Origin of the sequence: Rhodoplanes sp. SY1, from assembly GCF_046000175.1 — a bacterium.
GTDB lineage: Bacteria > Pseudomonadota > Alphaproteobacteria > Rhizobiales > Xanthobacteraceae > Rhodoplanes.
Genome location: NZ_JBEOMB010000133.1, coordinates 1 through 15,850, shown reverse-complemented (window position 1 = coordinate 15,850; position 15,850 = coordinate 1). Strand labels below are relative to the sequence as shown.

At 64.5% G+C, this 15,850-nt stretch carries 12 protein-coding genes and 2 pseudogenes; 8 read left to right on the top strand and 6 right to left on the bottom strand.

The window, feature by feature from the left end:
• Positions 1 to 377: 377 nt before the first annotated feature.
• Positions 378 to 773, bottom strand: coding sequence for a flagellar biosynthesis repressor FlbT (locus ABTU92_RS25350; RefSeq protein ID WP_408094384.1), 396 nt, complete (start codon positions 771 to 773; stop codon positions 378 to 380).
• A 448-nt stretch (positions 774 to 1,221) separates the two neighbouring features.
• On the opposite strand from ABTU92_RS25350, the gene ABTU92_RS25345 reads away from it, so the two are divergent.
• The 3 genes and pseudogenes from ABTU92_RS25345 to ABTU92_RS25335 all read left to right on the top strand — a co-directional run.
• A complete protein-coding gene (locus tag ABTU92_RS25345; protein ID WP_408094383.1) occupies positions 1,222 to 1,608 on the top strand; it encodes a flagellar biosynthesis repressor FlbT in 387 nt (128 codons plus the stop codon).
• Positions 1,609 to 1,618: 10 nt separating this feature from the next.
• Positions 1,619 to 1,783 (top strand): annotated as a pseudogene (locus ABTU92_RS25340) (hypothetical protein); the annotation flags it as partial.
• A 148-nt stretch (positions 1,784 to 1,931) separates the two neighbouring features.
• A pseudogene (locus ABTU92_RS25335) lies at positions 1,932 to 2,258 on the top strand (hypothetical protein); the annotation flags it as partial.
• A gap of 11 nt (positions 2,259 to 2,269) precedes the next feature.
• Here ABTU92_RS25335 and ABTU92_RS25330 read toward each other — a convergent pair.
• Both ABTU92_RS25330 and ABTU92_RS25325 read right to left on the bottom strand, forming a co-directional pair.
• Positions 2,270 to 4,573 (bottom strand): flagellin, encoded by a 2,304-nt coding sequence (locus ABTU92_RS25330; RefSeq protein ID WP_408094382.1) that lies wholly within the window; start codon positions 4,571 to 4,573, stop codon positions 2,270 to 2,272.
• Between the two features lie 642 nt (positions 4,574 to 5,215).
• The gene (locus ABTU92_RS25325; protein ID WP_408094381.1) at positions 5,216 to 5,635 is read right to left on the bottom strand and encodes a hypothetical protein; all 420 of its coding nucleotides are present in this window, start codon (positions 5,633 to 5,635) and stop codon (positions 5,216 to 5,218) included.
• A gap of 428 nt (positions 5,636 to 6,063) precedes the next feature.
• On the opposite strand from ABTU92_RS25325, the gene ABTU92_RS25320 reads away from it, so the two are divergent.
• From ABTU92_RS25320 to ABTU92_RS25305, 4 genes are all read left to right on the top strand, one after another.
• Positions 6,064 to 7,530, top strand: a complete 1,467-nt coding sequence (locus ABTU92_RS25320; protein WP_408094380.1) for an undecaprenyl-phosphate glucose phosphotransferase — start codon at positions 6,064 to 6,066, stop codon at positions 7,528 to 7,530.
• An 813-nt stretch (positions 7,531 to 8,343) separates the two neighbouring features.
• Positions 8,344 to 8,742 (top strand): helix-turn-helix domain-containing protein, encoded by a 399-nt coding sequence (locus ABTU92_RS25315; RefSeq protein WP_408094379.1) that lies wholly within the window; start codon positions 8,344 to 8,346, stop codon positions 8,740 to 8,742.
• Between the two features lie 356 nt (positions 8,743 to 9,098).
• Positions 9,099 to 9,752, top strand: a complete 654-nt coding sequence (locus tag ABTU92_RS25310; RefSeq protein ID WP_408094378.1) for a Crp/Fnr family transcriptional regulator — start codon at positions 9,099 to 9,101, stop codon at positions 9,750 to 9,752.
• Between the two features lie 477 nt (positions 9,753 to 10,229).
• On the top strand, positions 10,230 to 11,681 hold the full coding sequence (locus ABTU92_RS25305; protein WP_408094377.1) for a hypothetical protein: 1,452 nt from the start codon (positions 10,230 to 10,232) through the stop codon (positions 11,679 to 11,681).
• A gap of 207 nt (positions 11,682 to 11,888) precedes the next feature.
• Here ABTU92_RS25305 and ABTU92_RS25300 read toward each other — a convergent pair whose 3' ends face one another.
• Both ABTU92_RS25300 and ABTU92_RS25295 read right to left on the bottom strand, forming a co-directional pair.
• Complete coding sequence (locus tag ABTU92_RS25300; RefSeq protein ID WP_408094376.1) at positions 11,889 to 12,638, bottom strand: hypothetical protein; 750 nt, start codon at positions 12,636 to 12,638, stop codon at positions 11,889 to 11,891.
• Positions 12,616 to 13,350 carry a metallophosphoesterase family protein gene (locus tag ABTU92_RS25295; protein ID WP_408094385.1) on the bottom strand — a complete coding sequence of 245 codons (735 nt, stop codon included), beginning with the start codon at positions 13,348 to 13,350 and terminating at the stop codon, positions 12,616 to 12,618. The genes ABTU92_RS25300 and ABTU92_RS25295 overlap by 23 nt, the downstream gene beginning before the upstream one ends.
• Positions 13,351 to 13,718: 368 nt before the next feature.
• Here ABTU92_RS25295 and ABTU92_RS25290 point away from each other — a divergent pair, with 368 nt between their 5' ends.
• The gene (locus tag ABTU92_RS25290; RefSeq protein ID WP_408094375.1) at positions 13,719 to 14,366 is read left to right on the top strand and encodes a transglutaminase-like cysteine peptidase; all 648 of its coding nucleotides are present in this window, start codon (positions 13,719 to 13,721) and stop codon (positions 14,364 to 14,366) included.
• On the opposite strand, the gene ABTU92_RS25285 is transcribed toward ABTU92_RS25290, so the two are convergent.
• Entirely contained in the window at positions 14,363 to 15,649 is a 1,287-nt protein-coding gene (locus ABTU92_RS25285; RefSeq protein WP_408094374.1) for a hypothetical protein, read from the bottom strand. The two genes, ABTU92_RS25290 and ABTU92_RS25285, sit on opposite strands and share 4 nt — an antisense overlap.
• Positions 15,650 to 15,850 lie beyond the last annotated feature (201 nt).

Below are 15,850 nucleotides of genomic sequence, written 5' to 3'. Positions count from 1 at the left end.
AACGTGGGGAAAGAAGACCGCTTACGGTCGGCAGGTTCCCGTTTCCGAACAACCACTCGGCGCTCCGGCGGGATCTCGTCACGTCTCGCCCACCGGAAAGACGTAGAGCCGCGCCGCGTGTTCAGCGAGCTTCGCGGGTTCGGAGCCTCTCTCGCAACCGCGCGATGTCGATCTGCGCGTCCGCTATGGCGCGTTCCAGCAGAGCGTTTTCGCGTTCGAGATCACGCGCTCGACGAGCGTCATCCCGTTCGGCCGGCGGGCAATCCAGCACGGTCAGATGGCCCTTTCGTCGACCCGGGAGAACCGCATGCTTCTCCTGGTCGTCCTTCCTGTGGGTCGCCTCGAACAATGTCGCCCCCGGGTGATCGAGTATCACTTCACTCACAGACGAGACGCTTCACACGAGACGCTTCACGATCCTGTTCGATCAATCGACGCGCAGACTTTAACGCTTTGTACCATAACCCCGAACGAACGTACTCGGCAATCAGTATTAGGTCCGATCGTGCACCAGGCAATGCCGCTTCCATCGAACCGATCTTTTTGAGCAGTTCACCTGAAGCCGACTCACCCCCTCCGATATACTCCATCTGGATATCGTAGTAGAGACGCCGCACTTCGGTCACAGCCTCGTCGAGCCTCATCAAATCTTTTTCACGCAGAATGATTACATCATCAGAGAAGAACGTCAGCTTGGTTCGCTCTGCACTTGCGAGCACATACTGTCCGAGGATGATCTTCTCTCTCGGCCGAACCTCGAGCGTCAGCGGCATTCCGGCCTCCTCGTAAGGCAACTCTGGCACGATATGATATAACACGTACTCAATCGGTGCGCCTGTCTGCCGTGATGGAACTTCTAACCCTGGGAGCCTTGCGCCAGCACCCCGGCTCGTCGCGATCCACATTACGACCGAGGCAGCAAGCGACCTCGTCAACGCCCTCAAACATTGAAACTCACATCATTATGTTACTATCACCTTAACGCTCCAAACGTCATGGTGATGCATGTGTCAGCGCAACGATGGGGGGCTGTAAAGTGTGCGGCTTCGCCGCCGCCCCTCCCTGATCCAAGTTCTCTCAGCTTTTTGCTATTATTCACAGACGCTTAGCTGGCGGCACTCTGGGGCGAAGGGTCACCCGGCCTCGCGTATACGCTTTGTTAACTATGATAAAACATCATTGCAATATCATAACGGCAAATTCCTGGAGCCGAGGTGTCACATGTCATTGACCGTATATGTTAATCCGAACGAGAAGATCATTCTGGGGCCTCACGTCCTATCCAGCGCAAAACATACACGACTGACATTCTTCACGAAGAACGTCGTGCTGCTGCGAGAGAGCGAGATCGTGCGAGCCGAGGACGCAAATTCAATCTGCAAACAAGTGTATTTCGTCATCCAATCGGCCTACGCCGCCTCTTCGTCCAAGCGAGAGCCCCTCGGCATCGCGGATCTCGTCGCACAGCTACTTCGTCAAGCCCACTGTTCGAATTCACTGGCCCATCAAATACACCAGAGCGTTCTCATAGAAGATTGGGGGGGCGCGCTCAGCGCGACTGGAAAGCTGATCCAACAGGAGGTGCTCCTGAGTTCAGCTCAGAACTGACGTAGTCCCGGTGATACCGCAGCCACAGCACTGCAGGTTGCTAGTCTTACTGAGTCAGAAGTTCGCGGTCTTGCGGTGTGCCGATTGTCGTAACGTAGGGAGGTTCGACGAGCTGTTCACGACGTGGCCGTTCTATGGCTCGCGCGGGCTGACGGCGACGCTTCGGGCCGAGGGATGGCCGATCAACCGCAAGCGCGTGCAGCGCCTGATGCGGCTGATGGAGATCGCGGCGCTGGGGCCGAAGCCGAAGACCTCGAAGCCGGCACCGAGTCACAAGGTGTTTCGGTGTTCCCGTATCTGCTGCATGACCTGTCGATCGAGCGAGCCGGGCCGTGCTGGCGTGGCGGCTGTCGAATACGCTGGACCCCTCGATCTGCCTGGCCGCGCTCGAAGAGGCGATGTCGCAGTTCGGCAAGCCGGAGATCTTCAACACGGACCAAGGGTGTCAGCTCACCTCGGGGGCCTTCAGCCACAAAAGCCGCAGACAGATCGATCGGCAGCATGATATCAGAGGACCGGAGCGGACGAGCTTCCAACTAAAGAACGCCACGCCAGTGGTCCTCGGCTCGGGGTCCATTTCAAGCATGACTTACAGCACCGGAAATGCTTCAAGGCGGGGCCGAAGCCCCGCCTTCCGTACTTGTCCGTAGACCGAAGAGACTCAGAAGAGCCGCAGCACGGCCTGGTTCGCCTGGTTGGCGAGCGAGAGGGCCGTGGTGGAGAGCTGCTGCCGGGTCTGCAGGGCCAGCATGTTGGCGCCTTCCTCGTTCGAGTCGGCCAGCACCAGGTTGTCGGCACCCGTCTGCAGGGTGTTGATCATGCTCTTGGTGAAATCCTGACGGGTCTGGACGGTCGTCAGGTTCGAGCCGAACTTCGACGCCTGGGTCCGCAGAGAGGTCAGGGCATCGTTGATGGCCGAGATGGTCGCGTCGATCTTGTCGTTGTCTTGGAAAACAGTGCCGTTCTGCTTGGTGAGCCCGAGGTTCGAGGCGTTGTAAGTAACGCCCTTGATGGTCAGCGACGAGGAGTTGTCCTCGTTGAAAGCCACCTTCAGGTTGTCGCCATTGAGCAGGTTGATGCCGTTGTAGGAGGCATCCTTGGACAACGAATCGATCTGGTCGAGGACGTCGTTGTAGTCCTTCTGAAGGCTGGACCGGGTGGAGTTCGGGTCGCCCTCCTTCTTGGTGCCGGTCATCGACTGGGCGCTGGTGCCGAGTGCAGTCAGCGTATTGGCGGAGCCCCCGATCGTGAGGGAGGTCTGGGTGCTGGCTGATGCCACGCCGATCAAAAAGCCGAGTCCCGACACGCTCGACGTCACGCCGGGAAGGTTCGAGAGAGCCGCGGTGAACTCGGCAATCGTCGAAACCTGACCGGATTCCTTGCCAAACGTGATTGTCTGGGTGATGCCGCCGTTCGCGGACACCGTCAGGGTATCACCGCTCGCACCGTTCTTCGCGATGATGTTATCGAGCATGCTGGTCGAATTGTAAGAGCCCGCAGTCAGACCGAGTGCCGTCTGGGCCGAGTTGGTGGCGCCAGCGACGACCGAGAAGTCGACGTCGGCCGTCTTGGCCTTCAGCTTGAGCTTGCCCGCCTCGTTTGAAATGTCGAGGTTGGCATTGAGCGTCGCATTCGCCTTCAACTTCGTGACGATGGCATTGAGGTCGTCGGTTCCGGCAAAACCGACCGTCTGGGTTTGCATTCCCTTGCCGTCATTAGCATCAACCGTGATGGTCAGGCTCGTCCCGTTGTCCAGATTGAGGTTCTTTTCACCGAGGCTGAGTTCGCTGTTGAACTGCTTGCTCAGCTTGGTCCCCAAGCCGCCGCGCACGCCAGCGCCACCTTCACCATAGTACTTTTCGCCGGTTGAGAGGCCGAGCGCCGTCGTCACACCTTTATCGGTCGCGGTGAACCCGATGTGGTTGCCGCTTCCTGCACCGAGGCTCATTGTAAAGGTGGTGGCGGAGATCGAGCCGGAAGCCGCACCTCGGTTGTTGTTGATCCATGTCTGCAGCTCGGCGATTGTCGAGACTTGGCTTCCTGTATTGCCGAACGTCACGGTCTTGTCGTCCTGGCCGGTGACGCTCAGGACCAGGCTAGACGTGCCGGCCGTGCCGCCGCCCGCGACAATGCGGTCGAGCAGGCTGGTCGAGTTGTAGTCGCCGGCGGTGAGGCCGAGCGCGTTCAGAGAGGCGCCCGTGGAACCGCTGCCGTCGGCCGAGATCTTGAAGTCGACGTCGGCCGAGTTCGCCGTCAGCGTCAGCACGTTACCGACATACGATGCGGTCACGCCGTAGGACGCCAGCGTGGCGCCGCCGCTCTCGGTCGTGCCGTTGATCACCGACAGCAGGGTTGTCTTGTTGGTCATCGTGGCGTCGTCGACCGCGATGTTGAAGTCGACGAAGCTGCCGCCGTCCTTGGCGACGCGGATCTGCACCGTGCCGTTGGCCGCGTCGGTGTTCGGGATGTTAGTGGTGACGTCCCCGTCGTTGGTGAAGGTCCGGCCCGTAGCGGTGATGATGGTTTCGGCCTGGTTGGTGAACGAAAGGCTAATGTCCAACGGCGCCATGTTGGTGCCGTTGCCCGTATGCGTCGCCAAGCTCTCCGCCTGGAGCGTGCCGGTGACATTGAGGGCGTCGTAGGTGGCGGCCGGAGCCGTCGCCGAGCGGGCCTGCTGGGCGATCGACTTCGCCGACTGCACGAGCTTGGTCAGCGAGGTGATGCCGTTGTTGGCCGCGTCGAGCGTCTTCACGGCCTGGCCGATCGAGTCGAGGAGCGAGTTGAGGTCGCCCGCCCGGTCGCTGAGCGACTGCGAGGTGAAGAAGTTCGACGGATTGTCGAGAGCCGAGTTGACCTTCTTGCCGGTGGCGAGGCGGTTCTGCGTCGTCGCCATCATGTCCGCGGTCGCCTGCAGAGAGAGCAGGTTCTGACGGACGCCGGCAGAGAGAGTGATACCTGAAGACATGTTATCCACCTGTCCTGGGTGACGATATGTTGCGACGTGATCACGTATGATCACGTTACCGATCGCACGCCATTCAAGAATCATTCGTTAATCGGCAGGCCGCTCGCGAGCGGAGAATCGCTGAAAAGACAGCGCATTCTGGCGGAGCGAGACGGGCTCACCCCTGTGTTCCAACTCGGCTTTTTGCGTTAGTTTGCAAATTTTTCACTATCAGAAACGATATTCAGTATCGTTTCGTAACGTGAGGTTCTCGATCGGAAAATCGGCCCGACGGAGTGATCGCATGGACCTCCTCCTGCCTCTCGGCCATCTCCCGTCCGGCTTTCTGCGGGCCTGCGCGGATGACCGCGTGACGATCGCTCGGTGCCTCCCGCCACGTCGCTTCGACATCGCTCCGCGCAGGCTCGCGCCAGAGCCCGTGAACGGATCGCCTCCCGTGGCATCGCGTTCGAGGCGGCTCGGGACGGCGTGGGGTGACGAGCGCACCCGAGCCGCGGGCCCCGGATTGGCCGACCACGGACGACCGCGGACGACCCGCCGGAATCGGGTCGACCAACGCAGACGCATCCCGACGCAGAGGCGTGAGTCGAACCGCACATCAGCGTCACGAGAGGTGCGCTTACGCGGCTCCGCGGGTCCGCATCACGGATGCGGCACGGTCGACGCGACAATCCGCATCCCAGTCACCTTGAAGCGGGCAATGCCCGCGAGGTGGTAGACCTCCGGCGTCGTCGAGTTGACCGGCATCACCTCGATGAGGCTTATGATCGGTGAGCCGGGCGACGGTGTGACATGGGTCACATCAACGTACCTGACCGCCGGGTAGAGCCGCGGATCGAGCCCGTGATGCGCCTTTTCACGCTCTAGCCAGATGATGAAGTGCCCGCCGGCCTTCTGGTCGACCGCCTCGTACCGGGTCCGCAAGACCACCGGATAGATTGCCGGGTGAGCCGCAATCGGTGTCGTCGGGTTCGTCGCGTCTCCGCCCGTCGCGGAACCGGATGTAAAGCCCACCACCGCCAGGACGACGACACCGGCCGCCAGGCTAAGGATCCTGCCCACCGCGCGGGCCTCGTGCTGCGCACGACGTTTGGATGGCCGGTCGGCGGACGGACACAGTGCCGCCATTCGGCTGGACGGCGGACGCGCCTGACCGCCCACCCGAACGACACCGTATGCCGCGGCGGGGACTAGCCGGCACCAAAGTCTTAGACTTGTGCAGATTCGGACTGGTCGATCCGGGCACGACCGGGGCTTCTCGTCAGTCGTTTCACTGTCTCGTCCGACCACGCGTGCCACTCCCATCGATTTGGAACCCGCTGCGGGAACCACGCGATCTCGACGTTGCTGTACCGGGATGTTGCCGAGACACCACGCGCCTCTCGTCCGGTAACCATAACGCCTCGACCTCGCTCTTAACTGTTGGTTAATTAGCATCGATCTGTTAGCAGTGGCGATACCGATGTCGATCACATTGCGGATCGCGACACGTGTCGAGCGTCCTTGATACCAACGTCGATACGAATGGCTCGGCCGCCGGCGAGATCCCGCGCCCACGCGGCGGCCTGCCCTACGCCGTCATCGAGCCGCTCATCGCCCTCACGGACGCGACCCTGATCGTCGTGTCGAGCCTCGTCGGCGGGATGTCGTATCATCTGGTCGCGAACGGCCAGGTCGGTGACATGGACGCCTATGCCGGCCTCGGTCTCGTCGCCTGCGTCACCTACGCGCTCGCGGGCTATCATTTCGACATCTACCGGCTGACTAACCTGCTGCAGCGTCACCGGGATTATGTGCGGGTCTTGACCAGCTGGTCGCTCGCCGTGCTCGCCTTCGTCGTCGTCCTGTTCCTGTTCAAGATCGGCGCCCAGGTCTCGCGCGGTGGGGTCGTCGGGGCCGCCGTGGTCGGGGCCGTGGCACTCGTCGCGTGGCGGCGACTGGCAAAGCGCAGCCTGCGCCTCGCCCTCGTCCGCGGCACCATCCTCGGCCGGCGCGCCCTGCTCGTCGGGACCGCGGACGAGCTCGCCCATCTCGGCACCCGCGATCTCCTCGTGACCTTCGGAGCCGAGGAGGTCGACCGCGTCGCATTGCCGATCCTGGTCAATCGTGGCGTCGTATCGCCGGTCCAGCGAGCCGCCGTCGCACAGGCGATCGAGCGTTCGCGCGCGACCTCGATCGAAGAGGTGCTTCTCGTCCTTCCCTGGACCAACTTGGCGCAGATCGAGTTCGTCTCGGAACGGTTCCGAGTATCGCCGTTGCCGGTCCGGCTCATCCCCGACCGCGCCGTCCGGACGGTCCTGCGTCGGCAAACGCTCGGAACCCGGCAGTGCCTGCTGGTCGATCTTCAGCGCGGGCCGCTGTCGAAGGTCGAGCGCGGCATGAAGCGCCTTCTCGACATCGCCGTCGCGTCATTCGCACTCGTCGTGCTCGCCCCGCTCATGCTGCTCGCGGCGCTCGCCGTGAAGATCGACTCGCCCGGACCCGTCATTTTCCGCCAACGGCGCAACGGCTTCAACGAGCGCGAGTTTCTGATCTTCAAGTTCCGCAGCATGACCGTGCTGGAGAACGGGCCGCTCGTCACCCAGGCGACACGGCACGATCCCCGCGTCACCCGTGTGGGCCGCTTTCTGCGACGCACCAGCATCGACGAGTTACCGCAGCTCTTCAATGTGTTGCGCGGCGACATGTCGATCGTCGGGCCGCGCCCGCACGCGATCGCCCACGACGACGAGTACAGCAAGATCATCGGCAAGTACGCCTACCGGCATCACGTGAAACCCGGAATCACCGGGTGGGCACAGGTGAACGGCTATCGCGGCGAAACCCCGCACGTGTCGCTGATGGAAAAGCGCGTGTCCCTCGACATCTGGTACATCAACAATTGGACGATCGCGCTCGATCTGCGGATCATGATCAAGACGGCGTTCGAATTGCTTCGGCACCGAAACGCGTACTGACACAAGTCTTCCTCATCCAGTCTTCCTCATCCAAGTCTTCCTCATTCAAGTCTTCGCCCCGTCCTCGTCCTGCCGGCTCGTACCGCGCTGTCGTCAGCCTTGCCAACCCTCCACTGCGGCGACCCGCCCTTCGTCGTCCACCGGGCGTTCGCGCCGGTCGTCGCTGCCCGGCGCGGCTGCTCGTCGTCGCTTTTGATCGTCGCCCTTGCGCTGCGCTCCCGGTCGCCGCGGTCCGGAGGCTCCTGGCCTCGGTCCCGCTGTTGCCCGCCCCTCCGTCGACCGGACGTCCACCAGTTCGCCGTGCACCCGAACTCATCGATGCTTCGAATGAGATCGGCGCCGCGGTGGCGTCGCCAGCGGCACGATCGCCGCCGGGCTCCTGGCCGAACGACGTTCCTTGGTTTTTCTCGAGCAAACGGTGTTTCGGCCTTCCACATCCCGATCAAGCGGGAACGATCACCCGAGCATCTGTTTGTGTTCTGGTAAGTTCCTCATGCCGCGCCATCCCCCGTCCATCGCGCCGGGGTCACACGAGTCGAACGAGAGGCCGCCGGCAACAATCGTACACCCGTTCGAAATCTGGCGACACATTGTTACATATGGTTGCACGACAAATGTTGGCGTCACAACAGTTGCAGTTCTCGTCGAACTCGGCGTAATCGGATTACGAAATATTTTGTTTGATTCGATCGATCACGCCTATCAATTACTAGTAAATCCGAGATGATTTCTTTTTCATTTGATGTGCTTTGGAATTCGGTGTAAGAAAATACACCATCCGCTATGTGCACAAACGATCCCGGGACGAACGAGATGGTCGGACGCCGACACGGAAATCACGAAATCGCCGAGAAGCTCGCCGAGGCGGGCGAGCTGGCCGCCAGGGGCAAAAATCAACACGAGATCGCAAAGGCCCTCGGCATCAGCGTGATGACCTATCACCGCTGGCGCAAGCAGTACGATACGGAACGGGACGAACCCTCGACCGAGCCGGCTCGGTCGCCGCGTTCCGACGAGACCGCCACGGCGACCGGCCCGAGCTATTCTCCTTCGTCAGGACCTCGCGAGCGGACCCGGGACGTTCGCGAGCTCGAGCAAGAGAACCTCCGCCTCCGGCGCCTCGTGACCGACCTGCTGCTCGAGAAGATGGCGCTCGAAGACGAGCTCGACAGAGGTCCCCGGGACCGTGCCCGCCAAGTCCGGGCGAGGTGACGGACGAGGTGGCGTGACCGCTGCATGGCCCTCTGCGGGATGGTCGTGCGGAATTGCACCGGGATGCGGATCAGCCTCTGGACCAGATCAGCCTCGGGAAGCGGATCGGCCTCCGCGAGCAGGATCAGCACCGGACGTCGATCATTCGAGACGCGCTCCATTCATGGCTCCGGCGGGACGAGTTCGATGGCCCCTGCACGTTCGCGTTTGCACGGCCGCGTTGCGCGAGATTTCCCTGGATTTCTCCTCCTCGTCCACGGCCGTTAAGCACGCCGTACGTTCCGATTTGATTAACATTTGATTCACCTTTACGGTCCCATCGGATCACTCACCTTCCGGTACCGACCGCCCTCCCGATGACTGCCCTGACGGAATTGTTTCAGGCCCACGGCCAGAATTCGACCGTTTCGGCAGATCAGGTGGTGATCCGACGCGGCGCCGACATCGTCCGTTTGTATTATATCGTGAGCGGACAGGTGATGCTCTACACGACCTCGGCCGGGGGGCGGGAGATCGCCTTCGACATCGTCCGGCCCGGCGAGGTGTTCGCCCTGACCGGCCTGTCCTCCCGGCGGGCGGCGCTCTTCGAGGCGATCACCATCACCGAATGCGAGTTTCTGACCCTCGATCGCGAGGTCGCCCGTCGCATGGTGCTCGTCGACCCCGCCATTGCGCTCGAGGCTTTCGATATCCTGATCGACGCGCTCCGCCGTCGGACCAGCTTGGCAGAGAGCCTTGCGACACGGGACCTCGAAGCGCGTCTCGCTCATTGGATATTGCTGCAGTTCCGCTTGGCCGGCCGCGAGCCCGTCGCCGGTGCGAGTATCTCGGTCGAGTTCAGCCAACGCCTGATCGCCGCGTTCGCCGGGGTGTCCCGCGAAACGGTCAATCGCAAGCTCAAGGATTGGTCGTCGCGCCACATCGTTCATCTGGCGGGGCGCACCCTCACGCTCATCGATGCCGCTGAACTCTTTCGCATCGCCGGAGATGTCGGCGAGCCGCCGCGGTGACCAGGAGCTAAATCTCACGGGTTGTGACTTCCGTCACTTTCGTGACGATCGGTCGATCGCTAGTATTGGTCTGAGAAACTCGAACACAGTTCGTCACCCCCGGTTACGCTACATTCGTTATTCTGAGGTGAATTCTGTGCGCCGCAACGTTAGACTTATGATAAGCGACAATGTAGTCGACTCCACCGGCACGCGGCCGGCGGTCGTCTATGATTTCAAGGTCGCTCGCGAAATGCGTGGATCGACTGGGCGCAGAGGGGTGAGCCTGGATCGTCTTGCGCGTAGTCTCGAGACCGAGAACGTCGCGCTCGCTCGGCTCGTGGATCGGATTCGCGCCGATATCGACGACCTGAGACGGCACCTCGACCGCTGAAGCCCGCCCTGACCGCCACACGGCACCGACACCCATCGCTCCTACAGTCGGGCGTCGGCGTATGATATCGACGTGACCGAATGCAACATTCGGGCACGAGCGACATGGTGGATTTCGCCGCACTTCTCGAACGGATGATCGCCGAGGCCGATGATCCGTCGCGTCGCCGGGAGATCGTCTTCGAGCTCGCACGCGCGACGCTGCGGCGGCAGCTCCAGCAGCACGCCCGCACGCTGGATCCGGCCGATGCCGCGGCCCATATGGCATCGCTCGAAGCCGCCATCGCGACCTGCGCCACGATGACGGGCCGCCCTTCGTCGGCCTCGGTGGCCACCGCGACGACTGTGTCCGCCACCGCCCTACCGGCCGCCGCCCGATCCGTCGCCGACGCTTCGGCCGTCGCCGCATCCGCCAGCACTACATCCGCCAGCACTGCATCCGCTTTTCCCCAGGCTGACATTCCCGTGCCGGCGGAGAACGGGATCGCCGCGTCTCCGCTGCTGGCGGACGCGTCGCGGGGCTTTGCCACGAACCCGCAGGAGGGGGATCGGATTGCGTCGCATGGGGCTGGAGCGGGAATCCCCGACAGTGTCGACGACGCGTGGTCCAGCGCCCCTCGCGCGACCGGTCGCGACGGCCGCGGTCGGCGGCCGGTCGAACGGGACACCATACTCGCCTTCTCGGACCCGATGCCGTTGTTCCCATTCGCGGTCGAGCCCATCGCCGCGGTCGCGGGACGAGATGCCGTGCCGCGACGGTGGCGCCGGTCCGCACGTCGCTGGAGCGAGCTCGCGCTCGCCGCTGTCCTTCCGTTGGTTGTTTATGCCGCCGTGGTTCCGCGTGACGGTGCCGGTCGTCCCGAGGTGGCCGGCGAGGCCGCGGGCCGCCGTTCGCCATCTGCCGAGACCGCGCGTCGTGATGCCGAGCCGGTCGGACCCGAACTCGCCGCGGCCCGGACCGGACCGAGCGGCGAGGGAGCAGCCACGGATCCGCACCACACAGCGCTCGCCGCGCTCCCGCCCTCTCCGACCCTTCCCACACTCTACGGCGTCTATGCCGTCCAGGGGACGCGTTTCACCGAGCTCGAACAGGTGCAGACGAGCCCGGTCGATCCGCGGGTCCGCACCGTGCTGCAGATCAAGACCGCGACCAAAACCCTGTTGCCCGATCGCGACCTCCGCTTCCTCGTCTTCCGGCGCGAGATGATGACGAATGCGCCCGAGCGCGTCCCCGTCCGCATCGCCGCACGCCTCGCCAAGGTCATGACATTCGACCCGAGCGGCAAGGTCGTCACCGCGCCACCCGGGGAAGAGCGGTGGGTGATCCGCGAGACCGGATTCGAGTTCCGGGTTCGTCCGATGCGTGACCATCCGGAGATGATCTGGGTCCAGCCCGAGGACCCGAGCAGCCCGGTTCCGGCCGGCCGCTACGTGCTGATGATCAACGGCACGCCCTACGACTTCACGGTGGAGGGTCCGGTGACGGAGCCGGCCCACTGCCTCGAAAGCGTCGGGACCAGCCGCGGACCGACGCTCTACGAATGCCAGCCGAAGTGAGGCCGGTGTCATGTGGGCGTCGGGGTGGATTGGGGGTCGAGGTCGGGTCGGGGTTCGGGTTCGGGAATCGGGGTCGGGAATCGGGGTCGGGGTTCTGGGGCCCAGGAATCGGGGGTCGGATATGTGGCGTCCGGCGGACGGCGTGCTCGAGCGCCGCTACGGCCGGGGCGATCCCAGCCCCGGTGCCGCTCACCGATCCGCGGCGGGTCAGCCTGGGAATCGCGTCATTGCCCGTCTGAGGGTCGGGTCGATCTCCACGGCGACGCGCTCGAGGAACAGCTTCCCGACCGGCGTCGCCTGACCATAAAGGGAGGCAAAGACCTGGTCGCGGTCGGCCCGCGCCGCGAGGCGGTAGAGATCACGCGCGACGAAGTCCTGGATGCCCGCGACCGCGATCGCATCGGTCCGCACGGCGAGCGCCGCTCGCGGAAGCCGCATCGCCTCGTCGCCCGGACCGGTCAGAAACGCCATCTCCAGCAATGTCGCCGTCGTCGGGCCGTGGCCGCCCTCGCTCGTCCGTGCGCTCCGCAGGACGGTCGCGAAAGCGAGCCAGGCAGCCGCATCGTAAGGCGCGAGCCGGACCGCCCGCTCGGCCGCCACACGGGCCTTCGGATGAATGGCCCGCGTGGACGCATCGTCACGCGCGGCTTCGGTTGCCCCTGACGATGCCGCGACGAGCTTCATCGCGGCCTCGACCCACAGATCCCCCCGTATCGCGCCGAGGCGGGCGGCCAGCAGCGACCGCGATGCGCTTGCTTCCCGGTCACGGCTGGCCGCCGCGGTCGTCTGCAGGCGGCCGGTCTCGCCCGGTCGGACGAGCTCGGGCACCAGGAGCCAGCCGCCGCAGGCCATGACCAGGACGGCGAAAGCGAAGAGCCCGCTCCGGACCGGCAAACCCAGGCTGCGGCGTCCACCCGGCGGCGGCGGCGCGGAACTAGAGGACGAAAGCGGTGTCATTCTCGATCATCAGGCAGGTCAGACGGCCGGTCGCATAGGCGCCGGTGTCGATGTTGATGCGGTTGCGCCGAAACTCGGGCTCCATCACGGCCGTGTGACCGTGCACGATCATCTTCTCGTAGGGAGCCTCCCATTCGAGAAACTCGTCGCGAATCCACAACAGATCCTGCTCGACCTGCCGGGTGAGCGGAACCCCCGGCCGAATTCCGGCGTGCGCGAAATAATAATCCCCGAGCGTGAAGAACGGCACCATCGCCTCGAAGAACGCGTAATGGCTGTCAGGGACCGCCATGCGCAGCGCAGCCGAAAGCGCGGCGAGCTCCGCGTCGTCGGGGTTGAGCGAGGGACGCAGCCCATACGACATCAGCGTCTCGAGCCCACCCCACTGGCGCCAGCTCCGCAACACCTGCGGGTCGCTGATGAAGTCGAGCAAGAACGTCTCGTGGTTTCCCTTCAGGAACACCGTGTCGCGGTGCCGGGCGCGCGCGAGCAGGCGATCGATCACATCCCGCGACCGTGGCCCGCGATCGACATAGTCGCCGAGATAGACCTCGATCGCGTGGCGGGCGTGGTGGCCTCTGAGATCCGCGTCGATGCGATCGAAGACGTCGCCCAGGAGATCGTCGCGCCCGTGCACGTCACCGATCGCATAAATGCGATATCCGGCCGGCAATGCGAATGCAGGCTCCTTCGATCGTCCGAGCGTCCACACGGTGAAGGTCCGATCCGGCGAGGCAGTCGTTCGTCGTGATCGGGTTAGCAAATTCGGCGAGGCCGCTCCACCGCGACGACGTCGCGGCGCGGCCGAGTCTCGTTTTCTCGGGTCCGGACCGTCATGGCCAATGCGACTCTGGATGGGAGCGTGCATGAGAACCGCCCGGGATGACGCGTTCCGGACGGATCGATGGACCACACGACAGCGAGCGGTTCATCCCCGGCCGGCCCATGCGAAAGCTCGGAGAGTTAACGAAAGCGAACCGAAACATCTTTCATTTTCAATAATTTGCGTTATGTGACCGAACGTGATCGCAAGCCGCGTCCGCTATCTCTGGTCGGCAGAGCACGAGCGGAGCGGCGATCATGCGCGGCAAGGCGACAGCGGTCACGAAGGCGACGGCGGTCACGATCCTGGCGGGGCTGACGGTTCTGGGCTGGTCGGTTTCGACCGAGGCAGCCTTCTTCGGCGCCCCCCGCGTGCTCAAGCAGCAGGCCGCCCGGCTGCAGCTCGACGAGCCGGCGCCCGCCCCGATGGCCCACACGCGGTTCTGTCTGCAGTACAAGCACGAATGCAAGATGCGCCGGACCGTGTTCCGCGGCGGCGCCATGAAGCTCACGCCCGAACGCTGGGCCGAGCTCGCCAAGGTGAATGCCGACGTCAATCGCGCCATCACGCCCGAGCCGAACACCCGCGGCGTCGCTTACGAGCGCTGGCTGATCGGCCCGTCGGCCGGCGACTGCAACGACTACGCTGTCACCAAGCGCCACGAGCTCGTCAAGCGCGGCTGGGCGCCGCGCAATCTCCTTCTCGCCGAGGTCGTGGTCGCGTCCGGCGAGCATCACTTGGTCCTCGTCATCCGTACGACCGACGGGGATTTCATCGCCGACAATCTGCATCCGGCGATCCGGGCCTGGGCGACCCCGCGCTACCGCTGGGTCCGCATGCAGTCGCCGAAGAACCCGCAGTTCTGGTCGAGAGTCGCGATCGGCCGCCCCGACCGCTCCGTCTAGCGGCTGGATTGCCCCAGGCGCTGCGCGAGGCCCAGGCCGAGCACGAGACAGGCCAGGACCATCGGGCCGAGCCCGAGCAGGCTCGCGTCGTGGAAGGCGCCGATCGCGAGCGTCACCACGCAACCGGCCGCCGCCGCCGCATAGAAGGAATCCCGCCCGCGTTTCAGCGCGCCCCGGATCAGCAGGCCGGCGATCACGGCCGCCATGAGGAGCGCGATCCACGGCGCCGCGGTGCCGAGCTCGATCGCGAGCGCGGCCACTGTGGTGGGCGCCCCCGGCAGCCCGCTTACAGCCCCTTCCTGGTAGGACGAGAGCACCCGCGCCGTCGTCCCAGCCCCGGTCCCCGTCGCCGTGGCGTCGGCGATCAAACGTTGCGCTGCGTCGAAGCGACCGGGTGCCACTTCCGCGAAGCGGATCGCCAACGGCGCATCCCGCACGCCGCCCAGGGCTGCGAGGCTCATGACGACCACGACGGCTGCGGCCGCGGCCAGCCCCCACCCCAGCCACACGATGCCGCCCATGCGCCGCACGACGACGACGAGGGCGAATGTCGCGGCGCCGCTCAGGGCGGCGACCAGCATCACCCCGCCGCGAAAGAACCCGATCGCGAAGACGCAGACGAACAGCGCTACGAGGGCGAGCGACAGGCGCTCGACCAGCGCGACCGTCGACATGGCGCCGCGGCGATGCCGCGTTTCGTAGCGCTCGAACACCAGATCCGCATAGGCGAGCGCCGTAACGACGCCGAGTGCGGCGGCGGTGTCGAAAGCCGCCCTGGTCCGCCCCTGCAGTTCCCCCAGAAATGTCGCTCCGGAGAGGTCGTGCGAGACGACGACGAGCGCCATGGCGGCCGTCCCGCCCGCGAGGGTCGCCAGCGTCCACTCGGCACGACCGCGGTCGATGGTGGCGGCCGCACTCGTGAGGACGAGCGCGAGCGCGAGAAGCCAGGTGCAGAGCGCCACCACGGTCCCACCGAGATCGATCGTGACCGGAGCGTAGACGGACGCCCCGAGGGCGGACGCCGCACTCGCCCAGATCGGATGGGCAAGCCCCGGGACCGGAACGAGCTGAACGATCGTCCACACGACCGGCACGAGCACGAGCGGCACGACCGGCGCCAGCGCTCGTCGAAGCTGTGCGGTCTCCCCGGGACGGAGCGACGCCACGACGATCGCTAGTCCGAGGCCGACCGCGATCATTAGGGCGCCCATCGCCCCGCGCTCGCCGACGACGGGAAGACCATCGGCGACGGACAGAAGCGGAATGCAGACGACCAGGGCCAAGATGGCGAACGATGCGACGGTCACGGCGCCCGACCCGAGGCAAGGATGATACCGATTCAAACGCGAATGATCACATCACGGCGTGCCAGCCGACGTCCCTGTTCGGGATTGTGGCTCGGCACGCGTGCTTCGGTACCATGAACCGGCAACCCATGTCATGCGTCGCCGCCCGCCGACGGTACGTGTCCCTCCGGCGAGGAC